The following is a 17472-nucleotide window of genomic DNA, read 5'->3' on the forward strand; positions in this document are numbered from 1 at the left end:
ACCGATTTTGAAAAGCATCTTTTGATCTGCGCAAAATCCATGTCCGGCGGCAATTCTAAAGACAAAAAATCAAGCCGAAAGCCGCGCGAATCCTGGGTTTTCAGCCGATATGCCGGTTTTAAGCGTGGCCTAAGTTTACCGTGGCAAGATTTCCTCGCGCCATTCTCATCCCCATTCCGGCGCGCCGCACATTTGCGTAGTTCAGATTTTAAAGGGAGACATGTCATGCCTGAAAAAGCAGCCACATCCTACACCGCCCGTCCGATCGTTTCGACTTCCGGCAAGGCTGGAAGCGGCGCGCACAGGTCGCTTCGTCCGCAAGGCCGCAACCTCGACCGGATGCAGCGTGCCGAGCAGGAAAGGCTGGATCGCTTCGGCAGGTTCGGCCGGCGATAAGAAAGAAATGAAATCCGGCGCGCGGCCGCCAACACCGCGCGCTGCCGGATTGTCATTTTCAGTTTTTTCATTCCTCGCTTCGCCATGAAAATGGCGTCTCCAAGGCATTTCTGCCGGCAACTCCGGGAGCGAATGTCTGAGCGCAGGCGGCATGTCTTTCGCACGCCGCCTTGATCCACCCGAACATTCCGTTTCGAACCTCTTCCCGCGCCTCACGCGCGCACTACACTTCCATCTTGTTCCCTGCATTTCGCATGCGTCGAACAAGTGAAGTCTTGCGCATTCTGGAGGTCGTCATGGAAATTCGCACGCAATCCCATCGCTGGGAGCAACGCACGCCGGACTGGCTTGCTGCCGGCGTTGCCGGCTTCGCCGCCGGCGCAATCCTGATGGTGCTGGAACTGGTATGGTCGGCAACAAGGGTCGGCGGCAATCCCTGGTCAACACCGCACATGATTGCCGCGATCGTGCTGGGGCGCGACGCACTGCAATCAACCGACTTCAATGTTGGCATCGTGGCGACTGCACTTGCGGTCCACTATCTTTTGGGCATCATCCTCGGACTGATACTCGGCGCCATCATCGCGCCTTTCCGTTTCGACTCCAGCATGGCCCTGTCCCTGCTCGTCGGGGCGGTGTTCGGGCTGGCGATCTACCTGATCAACTTTTACGGGCTGGAGCGCGTCTTTCCCTGGTTTGCCAACATGCGGGGCTGGGCCGCCGTGGTCGCACACCTGATCTTCGGCATGTCCGCCGCCGCGATCTACGACGCGCTGGAGCGCCCGGCCCATGCCTCCTGAAAATCGAATCCCTGTCAATCTTACATACTGACAGCTTCCGATTTTGGAATTTCAACAATCCGGAACGGTGGCCGGTCGGGGAAGGTGCGCTGCAGGAGCGGTTTCGCCACGTTGTAGACCGGAATGTTGTTAGCCGTTTTTCCTTCGGGCTGGCCGCGATGCGCGTGGCCGTGGAAGACTGCCTGCACCGGATAGCGGATCAAGGGTTCTTCAAGGCGGCTTGTGCCGAGGAAGGGAAAGATCTCGATCGGCTCGCCTTCCACGGTCGCCTGGATCGGTGAATAGTGCAGCACGCCGATGCGCTGGCTGGTGCGCAGTTTCGCGAGCGAGGATTCGAACTTCAATGCTTCCTGGATTGCCTCGTTGACGAAGTGCTTGATCGTCATCTCGCCCCACGGACCGAGCGCGCGCCGGCCATAACCGCCCGCGAAACCCTTGACACCTGCGAAACTGATGCCGTGAATCTCGCAGGCCTCTCCGTCCAGCATGTGCACGCCGGCGCCCATGAGAATGCGGCGCACCTCATCCTGTTGGCCGGATTCGAAATCATGGTTGCCGAGAACAGCCACCGCCGGAATGCGCGCGAGCGACAAAGCTTCCGCGAGTACATGCGTCTCTTCCGGCAAGCCGTAGTCCGTCAAGTCGCCGCACAAGAGAAGAATGTCGGCGCTTTCCGCTGCCTGCGCGAAGAGCCAGCGCAACTCGCTCCCGGATGTCTTGGTGCAATGAAGATCACCTACAGCCGCGAGACGAATCGATTCCTGGGACATCACCATGCGCTCCTTTTTGCTGTTTGTGCTTCGAGTCACAAACTGCCGGGAAGTGCAAAACTTGTACCGGTCATCGCTTTGTCCCGATGGCATGTCTCTTGCACGCGGTTTATTGCATGTCATGATTCCGCCGGGGCCCGCTTCCGCCCTTGCCTGGATGGTCCGAATGCAAGCTTCTACTTCGATGCCGGCAAGCCATATCTCACAACAAGGCACTGCGGCGTTTTACAGGCATGTCCTGAATGCATTGAACGCGTCGGGCATTCCCTTCCTCGTTGGCGGCGCCTATGCATTCCATCATTACACCGGGATCTTGCGCGACACCAAGGACCTCGACCTGTTCATCAGCCGCCGTGATTTCCAGGCAATCAGCGATGCGCTGCAGAACATGGGGTACAAGACCGAACTGACCTATCCACACTGGCTCGGCAAGCTGTATTTCAACGGGGATTTCATCGACCTCATTTTCAGTTCCGGCAATGGTGTGGCCGAGGTGGACGACGACTGGTTCAGGCATGCGCCGCAAATCGACATGCTCGGCGTGCCGATCCGTATCTCCCCTCCCGAAGAAATGATCTGGTCGAAGTCCTTCATCATGGAGCGTGAACGTTTCGACGGTGCGGATATTGCGCACATGCTGCGGACCTGCGCCGAACGGCTTGACTGGCCGCGCCTGCTGCAACGTTTCGATGCGCACTGGCGCGTCCTGTTGAGCCATCTGATCCTGTTCGGATTCATCTACCCAGACGAACGCGACCTGGTGCCGGCATGGGTGATGGATGAACTGCTGGATCGCTTGCGCGCCGACACCCATACACCGCCATCCGAGCAACGCATGTGCCTCGGAACGCTGCTGTCGCGCGAGCAGTTCCTGCCCGATATCGAACAATGGGGTTACCGGGACGCGCGCCTTGCTCCCGACGGGCCGATGTCGGAACACGAAACCCACATCTGGACGGAAGCCATTCGGCACAAGCACTGATTGCAATGCCATTCCCATCCGTGATTGTACGGAATTCAACATTCCAACCGTCCACCGCCCTGCTGCCGGAACCCGTGCTACACTGCAGCGATGAACTGCACTTTACGGATCCTTTTGTTGTGGCTGCTTGCTTTTGCCCTTCCGGTGCAAGGCTTTGCTGCGGCCGTGGACCGTTCCTGCGGTGGCACGCACCGACATGTATTTGGCGCAATGCCGGTGCATCATGAAAACTCCCCTCGTACTGACATCGGCGGACACGAGCATCATCATGCGCAGGCCGTAGGCGCTTCGCACATGCATGATGCGGACGGCGCATCCATGCAGCACCAGGACAAGCATTTTTCCGCGTCAACATGCAGCGCCTGCGCGGCCTGCTGCATCGGCACGGCAATGCTGCCCTCGAGCCTTGATTGGACTCCGGTTCACACTGCCAGCATTGCCAGCCCCCTGCCCCAGTCGCCTCCCTATCCGATCCATTTCCCCGAACGCCTGAAGCGTCCGCCACGGCATCTCGTCGCCTGATCCAGTCAGCAGTCGCGTACAGCCGGCCAGCCCGGAAGACATTCGCTGCGACGACACAATCCTGAACACGCCATACCCGCTCCTGCCTGGAGACGGGCGTCTTGTGAACACGAGGAATTGATGAATCGGACATTCCATCCTCCATTGACATCTGTTGCAGTTTTGGCATCAATCCTGCTGCTCGGCGGTTGCGCAAGCTTTTCCGCGGACGGCGGCATGACGGACGTCTCGGCGTTGACGCGAGAACGGACCGGACAAGTTGTCGAGCGAACGCGGCCGGAAGACGCGGCTGCCCGGGACGCAACGCTCGACCCGTTGCTCGCGCAACCCTTGAGCGCGGACACGGCAGTACGCATTGCACTGCTCAACAATTCCGGCCTGCAGGCTTCTCTCTCCGAACTTGGCATCGCCGAAGCGGACCTGGTCCAGGCCGGACGCCTGAGGAACCCGGGCATTTCCTTCGGCCGCCTGCGCGGCGGCGAGGACGTCGAGATCGAGCGCAGCATCATGTTTGACCTTGTCGGATTGCTCACCATGCCGATGCGGCGTGGTGTCGAACAGCGGCGTTTCGAGCAGGCCAAACTGCAGGCTGCGGCCGATGCGGTGAAACTGGCTGCCGACACGCGTCGCGCCTATTTCACCGCAGTTGCAGCGCAACAGACTGTGCAGTACATGGAACAGGTCAAGGATGCCGCAGAAGCCGGCGCGGAGCTTGCCGAGGGCATGGCGCGCGCGGGCAACTGGAGCAAGCTCGAACAGGCACGCGAACAGGCGTTTCATGCCGATGCCACCGCCCAGTTCGCGCGCGCCAGGCACAATGCGAACGCGTCGCGTGAACAGCTCACGCGGCTGCTCGGCCTGTCGGGAAAACGCACCACCTACGCTTTGCCGGACCGCCTGCCCGAACTGCCGCAGGCGCCCCGCGACGCGGCGAACATCGAGGCGCAAGCCCTGCAACAGCGGCTCGATGTGCAAGTGGCAAGACGCAATGCGGACGCCACGGCAAGCGCGCTCGGCCTGACGCGCACCACTGGCTTCATCAATGTGTTCGATGCCGGCTACAGGAACAAGAGCCAGAGCGGCTCGCCGCGCAGCAATGGCTACCAGGTCGAACTGGAGCTGCCGCTGTTCGACTGGAGCGGCGCGAAGACAACGCGCGCGGAAGCCGTGTACATGCAATCCGTGCATCGCACCGCCGACATCGCGGTGCGCGCCCGCTCACAAGTGCGCGAAGCCTACTCTGCCTATCGCACCAGCTATGATTTGGCGAGACATTATCGCGACGAGGTCGTCCCCTTGCGCAAGAAGATTTCCGAGGAAATGCAGCTGCGCTACAACGGCATGCTGGCCAGCGTATTCGAACTGCTGGCCGATGCGCGCACGCAGATCGCGAGCGTCAATGCTTCGATCGAAGCGCAGCGCGACTACTGGCTCGCCGACACCGCGCTGCTGCAGGCGATCAACGGCAGCGGCGATTCGCCGCTTGCATTGCGCGGGCCGTCCTCGGCAGCGGAATAACAGGATCGAAGAAAGGAAACATCAATGCTATCCCGCAGAGGATTCCTCGCAGGAGCCGCCACGGTGCTGGGTGCCGGCCTCGTCAGCAAGGCCGGCGCCGCATCCATTCCCGAGCCGGCCATCGTGCAGCACGCGAACACGTTGCCGCCCGCCACGCCGCCGAACGGTCGCCCCTTTCATCCGGTCGTCACCCTGAACGGATGGAGCGCGCCGTGGCGCATGAAAGACGGCTGGAAGGAATTTCATCTCGTCGCCGAACCGGTGATCCGTGAGATCGCGCCCGGCATGAAGGCGACCTTGTGGGGCTACAACGGCTCCAGCCCCGGCCCGACCATCGAGGTCGTCGAAGGCGACAAGGTCCGCATCTTCGTCACCAACAAGCTGCCCGAGCACACCACCATCCACTGGCACGGCCAGCGTCTGCCGAACGGCATGGATGGCGTAGGCGGCCTGACGCAGCCGCAGATCCCGCCGGGCAAGACGTATGTCTATGCATTCGAAGCGCGGCGCGCCGGCACTTTCATGTACCACCCGCATGCGGATGAAATGACGCAGATGGCGATGGGGATGATGGGTCTGTGGATCACGCATCCGCGGAATCCGGCGGAGCACCGTGTGGATCGCGATTTTGCCTTCCTGCTCAACGCCTACGACATCGATCCCGGCAGCTCCACGCCGAGAGTCAACACCATGCTTGACTTCAATCTGTGGACCTGGAACAGCCGCGCATTCCCCGGCATCGACCCGCTCGTGTGCCGCCAGGGCGATCGTGTGCGCGTTCGCATCGGCAACCTGACCATGACGAACCACCCCATGCACCTGCACGGGCATGAGTTCGAAGTGACCGGAACCGACGGCGGCTGGGTACCGAAATCGGCGCGCTGGCCGGAGGTGACGACGGACATCGCCGTTGGCCAGATGCGCGCGATCGAATTCGATGCCACCGAGCCGGGCGACTGGTCCTTCCACTGCCACAAGGCACATCACACAATGAATGCAATGGGGCACAATGTGCCGACCATGATCGGCGTCGACCAGCGCAAGCTTGCCAACAAGATCATCAAGCTGATTCCCGACTATATGGTGATGGGCGACCGCGGCATGGCCGACATGGGCGAAATGGAAATGCCCCTGCCGGACAACACGCTGCCGATGATGACCGGGACTGGCCCTTACGGCGCGATCGAAATGGGCGGCATGTTTACCACGGTGAAGATACGCAAGAATCAAGCACCGGGCGACTACAAGGATCCGGGCTGGTACAAACACCCTGCCGGAACTGTCGCCTACGAACTGAAGTAAAGGAAAACACGTGAAATTTCTGTTAGCAGCTAGCCTTGCCCTGTCACTCGTCGCACCGCTGGCGCATGCCCATGGTAGCGGTCATCACGCGAGGAAAGCATTCGATCCGGCGACAGCCGAGCAAACACCGTTCGGCATCGCGGGCGACCCTGCCAAGGTGACGCGAACCATCAAGATCAGCATGGGTGACGACATGCGCTTCGCGCCGGACAAGATCAAGATCAGGCGCGGCGAGACCGTCCGATTCATTGTCACCAACAAGGGACAGATGCTGCATGAAATGGTGATCGGCACACCGGAAGAACTCCAGGAACATGCCGCTCTGATGAAGAAGTTTCCCGAGATGGAGCATGACGAGCCTCACATGGCCCATGTGAAGGCCGGCACGTCCGAAGAGCTCGTGTGGAATTTCAACAAGCCGGGACAATTCCAGTTTGCCTGTCTGGTTCCCGGCCATTTCGAGGCCGGTATGTCCGGCACGATTTCTGTCATCGAAAGGTAAATCATGGAACGTCGCACACTACTGCAAGCCGTGCTCGCCGGCGCACTGGGTGTTCACCTGGTTGCCTCGGCCGCGCTGCCGGTGGTCGAGGTCTACAAGAACCCTTCGTGCGGATGCTGCACCGGCTGGGTGAAGCACCTCGAAGAAAACGGCTTCACCGTCAAAGTCCATGAAGTGGCCAACACATCGGACTATCGCGCAAAATTCGGCATTCCGGATGCACTCGGTTCCTGCCATACCGCGACCGTGCAGGGATATGCGATTGAAGGTCATGTGCCAGCCAGCGAGATCAAGCGACTTCTGGCGGAGCGCAAGAATGTGAAAGGATTGGCAGTACCGTCAATGCCGCCGGGATCACCGGGCATGGAAGGGGATCGCAGCATTCCCTATGATGTTCTTCTGGTGAAGACGGACGGCAGTTACTCAACTTATCGTCACTACAATGGGAAATAACAGAAAGGAAACCACCATGAAACAACTCTCCCGGCTTGCACTGCTCTCCGCCTGCGCCCTCGCCTTCACTGCGCCGGCATTTGCCGCGAACGAACACAACCACATGCACGACCACGGTGCCATGGTGATGCCGGTGGCGGCCAAAGCGTCCGCGATGACAGAAGGCGAAATCAAGAAGGTCGACAAGGAAGCCGGCAAGATCACGATCAAGCACGGCCCGATTGAGAATCTTGGCATGCCGAACATGACCATGGTTTTCCGTGCGAAGGATCCAGCCATGCTCGACCAGGTCAAGCAGGGCGACAAGGTCAGGTTCACGGCCGACAAGGTGAATGGCGCCCTCACGGTGACGAAGTTGGAAGTCGCCAAGTAAGAAGCGTCTGGGGGGCGTCAAGCGGCGCGCAGTCCGCGGCTCATTGCGCGCCCGCCTTTCCCTCCTCCACAGAAGTGCCTCTCTGCAACGCTCTTCGATCGCGGCAGCGATCGTTGGCGTTCCCTTGCATCAACTTGTCATTGAAAACGGTTGATAAAGATCAACCCTATTCTTGAAATGGTTACTAAATTGAACGAGTACGCCGACGGCGACACATCGCACGACGCAGGACGTGCGTGGCTCTCGATTTGGTAGTTCCCTCCGGGCCTTCAGGGCTCTGACAGCACTATTCCCCGCCCGGGGCAGATCATCAGTTCGACTGGCGCATGACGAACCACCAAGATGGGGTCGCCGCCGGACAGAATTCAATCATCCCGCAAGAAACGGGATGGACAGGGATGGTTACGTGATGTCTCTCATGCAGCCATCGATGGTCAACTTGCCTCTGGAGGAGCCATGAAACACCTTTGTCGATGCGCCCTATTCGCGCTTTGTACGCTCGCAGCAACCTTCGCCCATGCGGCCGGCCAGTCAGTCGTCGCCAACGGGATTCAAATCTATTATGGCATTGCCCCCGCGTCGGCGGCGGTCAAGGCGAATGTCCTGCATGACTCGAACGGATTTGCCAGGTTGTTCCATGCAGGCTCGCATCACCTCGTCGTGTCCCTGGCCGACGCAAGGACCGGTGAGCGGATCAACGACGCGACGGTGGTCGCTACCGTGGCGCCCCTTGGCCTTACGCCGACGACAAGAGCATTGCCGCCGATGGAGATCAACAACACGATCACCTATGGCAATTTCTTCGATTTCTCGCCGAGCAGCGGGCCCTACCGCATATCGCTGCACATCATGCGCTCATCGAAGGGGGCGCAGGAACCGGTCATTGCGGAATTCGAATACCGGCCAGCGATGAGTTCTGGTCGTTAGCACGCACGCCGTACCGGCCCATCTTGCGTCATCAACGCACGTGCAGCGCCAGCATCCACCGGCGCTGCACGGTGTTTCCACCTTAGCCAATGGCGGTTGCGCGCCCGGATGACAAACTTGTAATCATCCCGTCACGATTCTGTCGGTGCTCCCCTCCTACACTGGAGTCATGGATAAGCAAGACGAAACACGCTGATCCAGGCAACTTCACTCGATCCATCTACCAGGGAGCACATCATGAAATCACGTACACTCGCTACCACACTCGCCCTCAGCGCCCTCTTCTCGCTCGGCACGCTCACTGCGCACGCAGGCAACGCAGGCGGTGATAACTGGGTGGACTTCAGCAACTTCGTCTCCACCAAGACGCGCGCGCAAGTCATCGATGAACTCGTCGTCGACCGTGCGCAAGCGAAGATCGGCTACAACGAAGAATCCGATTACCCGCGCCTGCCCGTCATCCAAAAAATGCGGTCCCGCGCCGAAGTCCGCGCAGAAGCACTGGCGGCGGCGAAAGATCTGCAACGCCAGACGGAGTACTCCAGCGGCCAATAATCCACCCCACCCGAAAGCTCCCGATGCCCTTCCCGAATCGGGAGTTTCTTCATGCAAGCTTCGCTTCAAGCGAACGTAATGCCGGCGCCCTGCATGGCAAATGCATCTCGAAGCACGTCAAGCCGTCGGCGCAATGGACGTTGACCGTTCCCCGATGCAATGCCAGTATCGACCTGGCGATGGCAAGACCCAGTCCGGCGCCTTCCGATGACCCTTGGCGCGAGGAGTCCGCACGATAGAAGCGATCGAACAGGCGGGGAATATGTTCGGGCGGAATAGGGTCGCCCGTGTTCTCGATACACAAGACAAGCTCATTCTTTTCCGGCGGCACCTTGATCGAGGCTCGCACCATGCCGGATTCACGGGTATGCCTGATGGCGTTCGACACGACGTTGCTGATCGCGCGGCGCAACAGGGCTCTGTCGCCGGTGACATTGCCCTCGCCGGTAATCGCCAGTCGGATATCACGCCCTTCCGCCACCACCTCAAAAAAGGAGAACAGGTCGCGCACTTCGGCAGCGATGTCCACCTCCTCCTTGAACGGCGAGACCAGCCCGTGGTCGGCCTTCGCAAGGAACAGCATGTCCGACATCATGCGCGAAAGGCGCTCGAACTCTTCGGCATTCGAGTACAGGATCTCCCGATACTCGTCTGCGCTCCTCACCCTGGACAGGATCACCTGCGTCTGCGTCAGCATGTTGCTGACCGGGGTGCGCAGTTCATGGGCAAGGTCCGACGAAAAATCGGACAGGCGCTGAAATGATTCTTCCAGCCTGCCCAGCATGGCATTCAGGGTCTGCACCAGTTCCACCAGCTCCGGAGGAACCGATTCCACATCGAGCCGCTGGTCGAGATGGCTGGCCGTGATTTCAGAAGCGCGTTGCCGGATGGTGCGTACCGGCGCAAGTTCGCGCCGCACCGCTCCCCATCCCAGCAGGCCATTGATGATGGCGGCGAGCACAACGACGGACCAGAAGGCTCTCTGAAAGGAAGCCATGAAATGCTCATGCGGAGACATGTCAATCGCAACGCCAATCACTGCGGGCGACCAGTCCTTGATCTGCACCTGTGCCAGGCCGGATATGCCCCTGAACGTTTTTCCTTCGCTGTTGGTCCACACCGCCCCGGCCATGCTGTTGGCCGTCGCCGGGCGCAGCATCGCATCAGGAAACTCGGCGTGCCCGACCGCCACGACATGCCGGCCATCCGCCCGCCGAATCGCCAGCGAAATCGGAGCATGCCCCGTCAATGCATCGTCCAGATGTTGTGAAAACATGTCCAGGTCAGCCGGCGAGCGCGCAATCCGCAGCGCGTCCCGCGCGAGCTCCATCTTGCCCTTCAGGACCTCCATGTCGAGTTCTTCGAAATGCCGCTCTACGAGCCGTCCGACGAGAAGGCCCAGTGCCAGCAATACGGCCGTCGACGCGCAAGCGAACAGCATCGTCAAGCGGAACGTGAGCGACATGCGCTTCATCAATTGCATTCCTGGTGCTCCAGCACGTAACCCATGCCGCGCACGGTATGAATGAGCTTCTGCTCGAATCCCTCATCCACCTTGGCGCGAAGGCGGCGCACCGCGACATCGATCACGTTGGTGTCGCTATCGAAATTCATGTCCCACACTTGCGACGCGATCAGCGAGCGCGGCAGGACTTCCCCCTGCCGGCGCAATAACAGCTCCAGCAGCGCGAATTCCTTCGCCGTGAGATCGATGCGCGTTCCAGTGCGCATGACACGGCGTCGCACCAGGTCGAGTTCGAGGTCGGCCACCTGCAGGCATTCTGCCGCGCGCCCCTTCGTGCTCCGCCGCAGCAGCGTGCGCACCCGGGCAAGCAGCTCGGAGAACGCAAAAGGCTTGACCAGATAATCGTCCGCGCCCTGCTCCAGCCCCCTGACGCGATCCTCCACGTTGTCGCGCGCGGTCAGGAACATGACAGGCACGTCCTTCCCCGCCTTTCGCATCGTGGCCAGCACCTGCCAGCCATCCAGGCCGGGCAGCATCACGTCGAGGATGACGAGGTCGTATTCCATCGTCAGCGCCTGGTGCAATCCATCCAGTCCATCGCGCGCGAGGTCCACGATGAAGCCGGCCTCAAGCAGGCCACGCTTCAGGTAATCGCCATTTTTTGGCTCATCCTCGACCACAAGGATCTTCATGACCTTCCTTCCTGCTGCACATATCCATGGAAATCATGCGGAATGCCGCGAAGGCATCCCGCGCGGCGCTCATACTTCCACGCTGCGCGGTTGCCTCGCCCGCCCTTATCTCTCCAACCCCTTGTTGAGTCGCCACTGCTTGACCAGCGCGTACAGTGCCGGGATGACCGCCAGGGTGAGCACCGTCGAGGAGATCATGCCGCCCACCATCGGCGCGGCGATGCGGCTCATGACCTCCGAGCCGGTGCCGGTGCCCCACAGGATCGGCAGCAGGCCCGCCATGATGGCGACGACGGTCATCATCTTCGGCCGCACACGCTCCACCGCGCCCTCCATCACCGCCTCGTACAGATCGGCGACCTTCGGAGGCCGGCCCTCTTCCTTGCAGCGAACGCGCGTTTCCACCCATGCCTGGTCGAGGTAGATCAGCATCACGACGCCGGTTTCCGCCGCCACGCCCGCCAGTGCAATGAAACCGACCGCAACGGCAACAGACAGGTTGTACCCGAGCAACCACATCAGCCACACGCCGCCCACTAGCGCAAACGGCACCGACAGCATCACGATCAGGGTCTCGGTGAGACGACGGAAGTTCAGGTACAGGAGCACGAAGATCGACAGCAGCGTCACGGGGATCACGATCTTCATCTTCTCGATCGCGCGCTCCATGTACTCGAACTGCCCGCTCCATGTCGCGTAGTAACCGGGCGGGAACTTCACCTGTTCGTTGACTGCCTTGCGTGCTTCACCCACATAACTGCCGATGTCACGGTCGCGGATATCCACGTAGATGTAGGCCGACAGCAAGGCATTCTCCGTGCGGATGCCCGGTGCGCCCTTGGCCACCTCGATCTTCGCCAGCTGGCCGAGCGGAATCATGCCGGCATCCATCGTTGGCACCAGCACCTCGCGCCCGATCTGCTCCGGATCGCTGCGCAGCTCGCGCGGATAGCGTACGGTCACGCCGAAGCGCTCGCGCCCTTCGACCGTTGTCGTCACCATTTCGCCGCCCAGCGCGCTGCTGATCACATCTTGCACTTCGCCTACCGACAGCCCGTAACGTGCCAGTTGCGCACGATCCGGCTCGATGTTGAGGTAGAAGCCACCGGTAATGCGTTCGGCGAACGCGGAGGTGGTGCCGGGCACCTTCTTCACGACCGCCTCGATCTCCTTGGCGACGCGCTCCATTTCATCGAGGTCCTTGCCGAACACCTTGATGCCGATCGGCGTACGGATGCCCGTCGAGAGCATGTCGATGCGCGCCTTGATCGGCATCGTCCATGCATTCGAGATGCCAGGGAACTGGAGCGCATTGTCCATCTCGGCGATCAGCTTGTCGGTCGTCATGCCAGGACGCCACTGCGATTCCGGCTTCAGGTTGATGACCGTCTCGAACATCTCGGTGGGTGCCGGATCGGTCGCGGTGTTGGCGCGTCCCGCCTTGCCGTAAACCGACTCCACCTCGGGGAAGCTCTTGATGATCTTGTTCTGCGTCTGCATCACCTCGGCCGCCTTGGTGATCGACATGCCCGGCAGGCTGGCCGGCATGTAGAGCAGCGTTCCTTCATTGAGCGTCGGCATGAATTCGCTGCCCAGCTTCGATGCGGGATACCAGGAGATGGCGAGCATCAGCAACGCTGCCGCGATGGTCAGCTTCTTCCAGCGCATTACCCCCTTGATGATCGGCCGGTAGATCCAGATCAGGAAGCGGTTCACCGGGTTCTTCGATTCCGCCATGATCTTGCCGCGGATGAAGAGCATCATCAGCACCGGAACCAGCGTCACCGACAGCATGGCCGCGCCCGCCATCGCGAAGGTCTTGGTGTAGGCCAGCGGCGCAAACAGGCGCCCTTCCTGCGATTCCAGCGTGAATACCGGCAGGAAGGAAACGGTGATAATCAGCAGCGAGAAGAACAGCGAGGGGCCGACCTCCTTGCAGGCCGCAAGCATCGCCTCCACCCGCGTCTCGCCCGGCTCCATGCGTTCCAGGTGCTTGTGCGCATTCTCGATCATCACGATCGCCGCATCCACCATGGCGCCGATCGCGATCGCGATGCCGCCCAGGCTCATGAGGTTGGAGTTCATGCCGAGCAGGTGCATGGCAATGAAGGCGATCAGCACGCCGACCGGCAGCATCAGGATCGCCACCAGCGCACTGCGCACGTGCAGCAGGAACACCACGCACACCAGCGCCACGATGATGCTTTCCTCGAGAAGCGTATGCTTCAGCGTTTCGATGGCGCGATGGATCAGTTCGGAGCGGTCGTACACCGCCTGGATCGAGACACCGGAGGGCAGGCCCGCGCTGATCTCGGCAATCTTCGCCTTCAGGTTGCCGATGACTTCCAGCGCGTTTTGTCCGTAGCGCGACATCGCGATGCCGGACACGACTTCACCTTCGCCATTGAGCTCGGTGAGTCCGCGGCGTTCATCCGGCGCGAGCTCGACACGGGCGACATCCTTGATCAACACCGGCGTGCCCTTCTCGCTCTTGACGACCAGGTTCTCGATGTCGCCCTTGCCGCGCAGGTAACCCTTGCCGCGCACCATGTATTCGGTTTCAGCCATCTCGACCACGCGTCCGCCGACATCGCGGTTCGATTCGCGAATGACTTGCGCGACTTTCATGAGCGGAATGCCGTAGGAGCGCAACTTCACCGGATCGACCGTGACCTGGTAGGTCTGCACGAACCCGCCGATGGATGCCACTTCCGCCACGCCGTGCGCCTTGGTCAGCTGATAACGGATGTACCAGTCCTGCAAGGTACGCAATTCGGCCAGCGTCCTGTCCTTGGCCAGCACGGCATACTGGTACACCCAGCCAACGCCCGTGGCATCCGGGCCGAGCTGCGGCGTGACGCCCTTGGGCATGCGGCCGGCAGCAAAGTTGAGGTACTCCAGCACCCGCGAACGCGCCCAGTAAATGTCCGTGCCATCCTCGAAAATGATGTAGACGAAGGACGCGCCGAAGAAGGAGAAGCCGCGCACCACCTTCGACTTCGGCACGGACAGCATGGCCGTCGTCAGCGGATACGTCACCTGGTCTTCCACCACCTGCGGCGCCTGGCCGGGGTACTCGGTATAAACGATCACCTGCACGTCCGACAGGTCGGGCAGCGCATCGATCGGTGTCTTCAGCACGGCGTAAACGCCGGCGAAGACAATCAGCAAGGTCGCGAGCAGGACGAGGAAAACGTTCCTGCCCGACCATTCAATGATCTTGTTCAGCATGGCATCATCCCGTTAGTGTCCCTCGTGACCTTCATGGCCTGCATGGGCTTGGATGTTGCCCGCGCCGGCATCCTTCGGCGTGATACTGGTGATTACCCATTCGCCAGGCTGGCGCTCGACGAACTCGAAGGCCACCGTTGCACCCGGTTTCAGGCCCTTCACAAGCACCTCGTTCGCAAGATTGAATTCCATCGTCATGCCGGGCCATTTCAGGCTGGCGATCGGTCCGTGGGTAATGCTGATCGTTCCGCCCTTGGCGTCGATCTCTTCCACCTTGCCCTCGGCCTTGTGACCGACGACCGCCTTCTGCGCGGCAGGCGCCTCGCTCTTTTCCGTAGAGCCGAAACCACCCACCGCCGCCTTCAGGTTGCTCTCGGCATCGATCAGGAAGTTGGCTGCGACCACGACTTGTTCACCTTCCTTGACGCCTTCCAGCACCTCGATGTAATCGTCGCTGCGCGCGCCAAGCCGGACTTCGCGCGGCTCGAACTTGCCTTCGCCGGCCTGCACCAGCACGATGCGGCGCTTGCCGCTGTCGATCACCGCAGAAAGCGGAACAGTCAATACGTTCGATTTGCTCGACGCAGCCATTTCCACATCCGAGAACATGCCCGGCTTGAGAAGCTGGCCGGGATTGGCCAGCTCGATGCGCACTTGTACCGTGCGCGTGCCGGCATTCAGGGTCGGATACACATAGGAGACAGGTCCTTCGAACACCTTGTCCGGATAGGCATTGATCCTGACCTTTGCCTTCGCGCCGGATTTGACGAAAGCGATGTCCTGCTCATACACGTCGGCCAATACCCAGACCGTGGAAAGATCGGCAATCTGGTACAGCATCTCGCCCGGCATGAAGCGCATGCCTGCCACCGCTTTGCGTTCGGTCACAATGCCGTTGGCAGGCGAGCGGAAGGTCATGCTGTGTTTCGCCTGGCCGCTCTTTGCCAGCGCCTTGACCTGCTCTTCCGAAATGTCCCAGTTCTTCAGGCGCAGCAAGCTCGATTCGGCGAGCTGCTTCATGCTCTGCTGTGCTTCGCTGTCCGCCCCCTTGAGAGCCTGCACGCCTTGCGCCGCCACGGCATATTCGCGCTGCGCGGACACCAGTTCGGGACTGTAGACCTCGAACAGCGGCTGGCCCTTTGCGACCGCCTGGCCGGTGGCATTCACATGCAGGCGCTCCACGTAGCCCTCGAACTTGGGCGAGATGGCGTAGAGGCGTCGCTCGTCAGCCTCGATGCGCCCGGCGGCGCGCACCGTCCTGTCGATGGACTTCATGCTGGCTGCTTCGGTGCGCACGCCAAGCTTCTGTACCTTGTCCGTGCTGATCTTCACCTGGTTGGCGGAAGCCGGTTCAGCATCGTCTTCCCCTTCGTAGACGGGGATGTAATCCATGCCCATCGGGTCCTTCTTCGGCACCGGCGATGTGTCGGGCAGGCCCATCGGGTTGCGGTAATAGAGGAGTTTGCGTTCCTTCTTGCCGCCATTGTCCGTTGATGTTGCCTGCACGGCCGCGGCTGCCTCGCCCTTTCCATGCGTTCCAGCCCAATAACCGCCCGCGCCTGCAAGGGCAGCAACGATGAGGGTGCCCAGTATGATGCTCGCGTGCTGTTTCATAATTCTTCTCCCAGGAGTCGTTCGATTTCCGCGAGGCGAGCCTGTGCTTCAGCCTGCGCCTTGATCTGGTTCTGTCTGGCCTGCCGTATCTGCCGCTGTGCGTCGAGCAGGGTTGCGAAATCCACCTTGCCGTTTTCGTAACTGGCTAGGGCCGATTTGTAGGTCAGCTCGGCCTGCGGCAGCAGACTGTTGGTAATGCTCGCTTCTGTACGCCGCGCGGCGTCGAGGCCGGATAGGTTTTCCGAGAGCTCGGAAAGCACCTGGTTGGCAGTGGCTTCCCTGCGCGTCCGTGCCGCCGACACCATGGCTTCCGCTTCACGCTCCTGCGCACGGCGCGAGGATTGCTGGATCGGAATGTTGAACTCGACCATCAGTTCCCATTCCTTGATCGCATTCCCATACTGCATCGGCGCCACGCCTACCGTGAAATCCGGATAACGGTTCTTGTATGCCAGGTCACGGTTCTTCTCGGCGGCCTTGAGCTTGGCATCGTCTGCAAAGAGCTGGGGATTGCGCCCGCGGACACGGTCTTCGAGGGCGGCAGGGTCAAGCCTGACCGGTTGCGGCAAGGTGCGCAGCCGTTCCGGGCGGGCCAGCGGCGCATTGGCCGGGCGCGACAGCAGCATGTTCAGGCGTGCCTCTGTCATGCGCCGCTCGTTCTCCAGCGCGATGAGTTCATTGCGCATGTCAGTCTGCTCGACCTGTGCGCGAATGGCATCGGATTGCGCTGCCAGCCCGCCACCGTAGCGCACCTGCGCAATCTTCTCCAGGCGCACCATCAGATCGAGGATCTCGTGCGTCAGGCTCTCGTTGCGATCGATGTAATACAGCTGCGCGTAACCAGTCTTGATGCGGGACGACAGGTCTGCCCAGCTTCCGCGCGCGCGTCCGCTTGCGCCTTCGGCTTCATACTGCGCCGCTTCGCGCATCAGCTCGCGCTTGCCGAACCAGGGCAAGTCCTGCATCAGCAGGTAACGGGTTTTCCCGACACGTGCGGGCGACAGGGCCGGCCCCTGCTCGCCCATCTTTGTGATGTCCTGCAGCTCGATACGGAATTTCGGATCAGGCAAGGTGCCGGCGGACGCTGCGCGGTCAGTGGCGGCATCCGCCTCGTGGCGCATGGATGCGAACTCCGGATTGCGCGTCTTTGCATACTCCAGCAAGCTTTCCACGCTGTTTCCGGGAAGCGCTTCGCTGGTCTGTCCCATGGCAGGCAAGCTCACGGCCAGCAGGCATGCGATGATGCCAACTGCAGGCCGTCGAACGGCCAGGAGTCGACTTGCAATGCGCCCTTTCGCGGGCGCGAAAAATTGTGATGACATAAAACCTCCAGACAGCAATCAAGCAACCGTCCTCGCATCACGCGGGAC

Annotated in this window: 17 protein-coding genes; 11 read left to right on the top strand and 6 right to left on the bottom strand. The window is 60.9% G+C overall.

Annotated elements, in window-relative coordinates; genetic code table 11:
• Positions 1-225: 225 nt before the first annotated feature.
• Complete coding sequence (locus VJ698_RS07595; protein ID WP_324102115.1) at positions 226-396, top strand: hypothetical protein; 171 nt, start codon at positions 226-228, stop codon at positions 394-396.
• 296 nt (positions 397-692) lie between these two features.
• Positions 693-1196 carry a hypothetical protein gene (locus tag VJ698_RS07600; RefSeq protein ID WP_324102116.1) on the top strand — a complete coding sequence of 168 codons (504 nt, stop codon included), beginning with the start codon at positions 693-695 and terminating at the stop codon, positions 1194-1196.
• Positions 1197-1216: 20 nt separating this feature from the next.
• Here VJ698_RS07600 and VJ698_RS07605 read toward each other — a convergent pair whose 3' ends face one another.
• Positions 1217-1966 (bottom strand): metallophosphoesterase family protein, encoded by a 750-nt coding sequence (locus tag VJ698_RS07605; protein WP_324102117.1) that lies wholly within the window; start codon positions 1964-1966, stop codon positions 1217-1219.
• A 166-nt stretch (positions 1967-2132) separates the two neighbouring features.
• Between VJ698_RS07605 and VJ698_RS07610 the strand changes: the two genes are divergently transcribed.
• The 9 genes from VJ698_RS07610 to VJ698_RS07650 all read left to right on the top strand — a co-directional run bounded on the left by VJ698_RS07610 (position 2133) and on the right by VJ698_RS07650 (position 9100).
• Positions 2133-2948 (top strand): nucleotidyltransferase, encoded by an 816-nt coding sequence (locus tag VJ698_RS07610; RefSeq protein WP_324102118.1) that lies wholly within the window; start codon positions 2133-2135, stop codon positions 2946-2948.
• 294 nt (positions 2949-3242) lie between these two features.
• Positions 3243-3470: a hypothetical protein gene (locus VJ698_RS07615; protein ID WP_324102119.1), complete on the top strand. Its 228-nt coding sequence runs from the start codon at positions 3243-3245 to the stop codon at positions 3468-3470.
• A 120-nt stretch (positions 3471-3590) separates the two neighbouring features.
• Positions 3591-4988: a TolC family protein gene (locus tag VJ698_RS07620; RefSeq protein ID WP_324102120.1), complete on the top strand. Its 1398-nt coding sequence runs from the start codon at positions 3591-3593 to the stop codon at positions 4986-4988.
• Between the two features lie 24 nt (positions 4989-5012).
• Positions 5013-6290 carry a copper oxidase gene (locus VJ698_RS07625; protein WP_324102121.1) on the top strand — a complete coding sequence of 426 codons (1278 nt, stop codon included), beginning with the start codon at positions 5013-5015 and terminating at the stop codon, positions 6288-6290.
• 19 nt (positions 6291-6309) lie between these two features.
• Positions 6310-6792 carry a cupredoxin domain-containing protein gene (locus VJ698_RS07630; RefSeq protein WP_414691130.1) on the top strand — a complete coding sequence of 161 codons (483 nt, stop codon included), beginning with the start codon at positions 6310-6312 and terminating at the stop codon, positions 6790-6792.
• Between the two features lie 3 nt (positions 6793-6795).
• Positions 6796-7245 carry a DUF411 domain-containing protein gene (locus VJ698_RS07635; RefSeq protein WP_324102123.1) on the top strand — a complete coding sequence of 150 codons (450 nt, stop codon included), beginning with the start codon at positions 6796-6798 and terminating at the stop codon, positions 7243-7245.
• A gap of 16 nt (positions 7246-7261) precedes the next feature.
• Positions 7262-7618 carry a copper-binding protein gene (locus VJ698_RS07640; RefSeq protein WP_324102124.1) on the top strand — a complete coding sequence of 119 codons (357 nt, stop codon included), beginning with the start codon at positions 7262-7264 and terminating at the stop codon, positions 7616-7618.
• Positions 7619-8074: 456 nt separating this feature from the next.
• Positions 8075-8545, top strand: coding sequence for a hypothetical protein (locus VJ698_RS07645; protein ID WP_324102125.1), 471 nt, complete (start codon positions 8075-8077; stop codon positions 8543-8545).
• 237 nt (positions 8546-8782) lie between these two features.
• The gene (locus VJ698_RS07650) at positions 8783-9100 is read left to right on the top strand and encodes a DUF4148 domain-containing protein (protein ID WP_324102126.1); all 318 of its coding nucleotides are present in this window, start codon (positions 8783-8785) and stop codon (positions 9098-9100) included.
• A 49-nt stretch (positions 9101-9149) separates the two neighbouring features.
• Here the strand turns inward: VJ698_RS07650 and VJ698_RS07655 are convergent, their stop codons facing one another.
• The 5 genes from VJ698_RS07655 to VJ698_RS07675 all read right to left on the bottom strand — a co-directional run bounded on the left by VJ698_RS07655 (position 9150) and on the right by VJ698_RS07675 (position 17424).
• The gene (locus VJ698_RS07655; RefSeq protein ID WP_324102127.1) at positions 9150-10583 is read right to left on the bottom strand and encodes a heavy metal sensor histidine kinase; all 1434 of its coding nucleotides are present in this window, start codon (positions 10581-10583) and stop codon (positions 9150-9152) included.
• The gene (locus VJ698_RS07660) at positions 10574-11257 is read right to left on the bottom strand and encodes a heavy metal response regulator transcription factor (RefSeq protein WP_324102128.1); all 684 of its coding nucleotides are present in this window, start codon (positions 11255-11257) and stop codon (positions 10574-10576) included. Before VJ698_RS07660 ends, VJ698_RS07655 begins: the two co-directional genes overlap by 10 nt.
• Positions 11258-11362: 105 nt before the next feature.
• On the bottom strand, positions 11363-14488 hold the full coding sequence (locus tag VJ698_RS07665) for an efflux RND transporter permease subunit (RefSeq protein ID WP_324102129.1): 3126 nt from the start codon (positions 14486-14488) through the stop codon (positions 11363-11365).
• A 12-nt stretch (positions 14489-14500) separates the two neighbouring features.
• Entirely contained in the window at positions 14501-16102 is a 1602-nt protein-coding gene (locus VJ698_RS07670) for an efflux RND transporter periplasmic adaptor subunit (protein ID WP_324102130.1), read from the bottom strand.
• Positions 16099-17424, bottom strand: a complete 1326-nt coding sequence (locus VJ698_RS07675; protein ID WP_324102131.1) for a TolC family protein — start codon at positions 17422-17424, stop codon at positions 16099-16101. Before VJ698_RS07675 ends, VJ698_RS07670 begins: the two co-directional genes overlap by 4 nt.
• Between the last annotated feature and the right edge of the window lie 48 nt (positions 17425-17472).

It is taken from the genome of Noviherbaspirillum sp. (genome assembly GCF_035254685.1).
In the GTDB taxonomy this organism is placed as follows: Bacteria; Pseudomonadota; Gammaproteobacteria; order Burkholderiales; family Burkholderiaceae_D; genus Noviherbaspirillum.

Coding starts and splice junctions, on each gene's coding strand:
- VJ698_RS07595 (WP_324102115.1), top strand. CDS start 226: ATGCCTGAAAAAGCAGCCACATCCTACACCGCCCGTCCGATCGTTTCG.
- VJ698_RS07650 (WP_324102126.1), top strand. CDS start 8,783: ATGAAATCACGTACACTCGCTACCACACTCGCCCTCAGCGCCCTCTTC.
- VJ698_RS07620 (WP_324102120.1), top strand. CDS start 3,591: ATGAATCGGACATTCCATCCTCCATTGACATCTGTTGCAGTTTTGGCA.
- VJ698_RS07645 (WP_324102125.1), top strand. CDS start 8,075: ATGAAACACCTTTGTCGATGCGCCCTATTCGCGCTTTGTACGCTCGCA.
- VJ698_RS07670 (WP_324102130.1), bottom strand. CDS start 16,102: ATGAAACAGCACGCGAGCATCATACTGGGCACCCTCATCGTTGCTGCC.
- VJ698_RS07635 (WP_324102123.1), top strand. CDS start 6,796: ATGGAACGTCGCACACTACTGCAAGCCGTGCTCGCCGGCGCACTGGGT.
- VJ698_RS07640 (WP_324102124.1), top strand. CDS start 7,262: ATGAAACAACTCTCCCGGCTTGCACTGCTCTCCGCCTGCGCCCTCGCC.
- VJ698_RS07655 (WP_324102127.1), bottom strand. CDS start 10,583: ATGCAATTGATGAAGCGCATGTCGCTCACGTTCCGCTTGACGATGCTG.
- VJ698_RS07615 (WP_324102119.1), top strand. CDS start 3,243: ATGCATGATGCGGACGGCGCATCCATGCAGCACCAGGACAAGCATTTT.
- VJ698_RS07625 (WP_324102121.1), top strand. CDS start 5,013: ATGCTATCCCGCAGAGGATTCCTCGCAGGAGCCGCCACGGTGCTGGGT.
- VJ698_RS07675 (WP_324102131.1), bottom strand. CDS start 17,424: ATGTCATCACAATTTTTCGCGCCCGCGAAAGGGCGCATTGCAAGTCGA.
- VJ698_RS07600 (WP_324102116.1), top strand. CDS start 693: ATGGAAATTCGCACGCAATCCCATCGCTGGGAGCAACGCACGCCGGAC.
- VJ698_RS07665 (WP_324102129.1), bottom strand. CDS start 14,488: ATGCTGAACAAGATCATTGAATGGTCGGGCAGGAACGTTTTCCTCGTC.
- VJ698_RS07605 (WP_324102117.1), bottom strand. CDS start 1,966: ATGTCCCAGGAATCGATTCGTCTCGCGGCTGTAGGTGATCTTCATTGC.
- VJ698_RS07660 (WP_324102128.1), bottom strand. CDS start 11,257: ATGAAGATCCTTGTGGTCGAGGATGAGCCAAAAAATGGCGATTACCTG.
- VJ698_RS07610 (WP_324102118.1), top strand. CDS start 2,133: ATGCAAGCTTCTACTTCGATGCCGGCAAGCCATATCTCACAACAAGGC.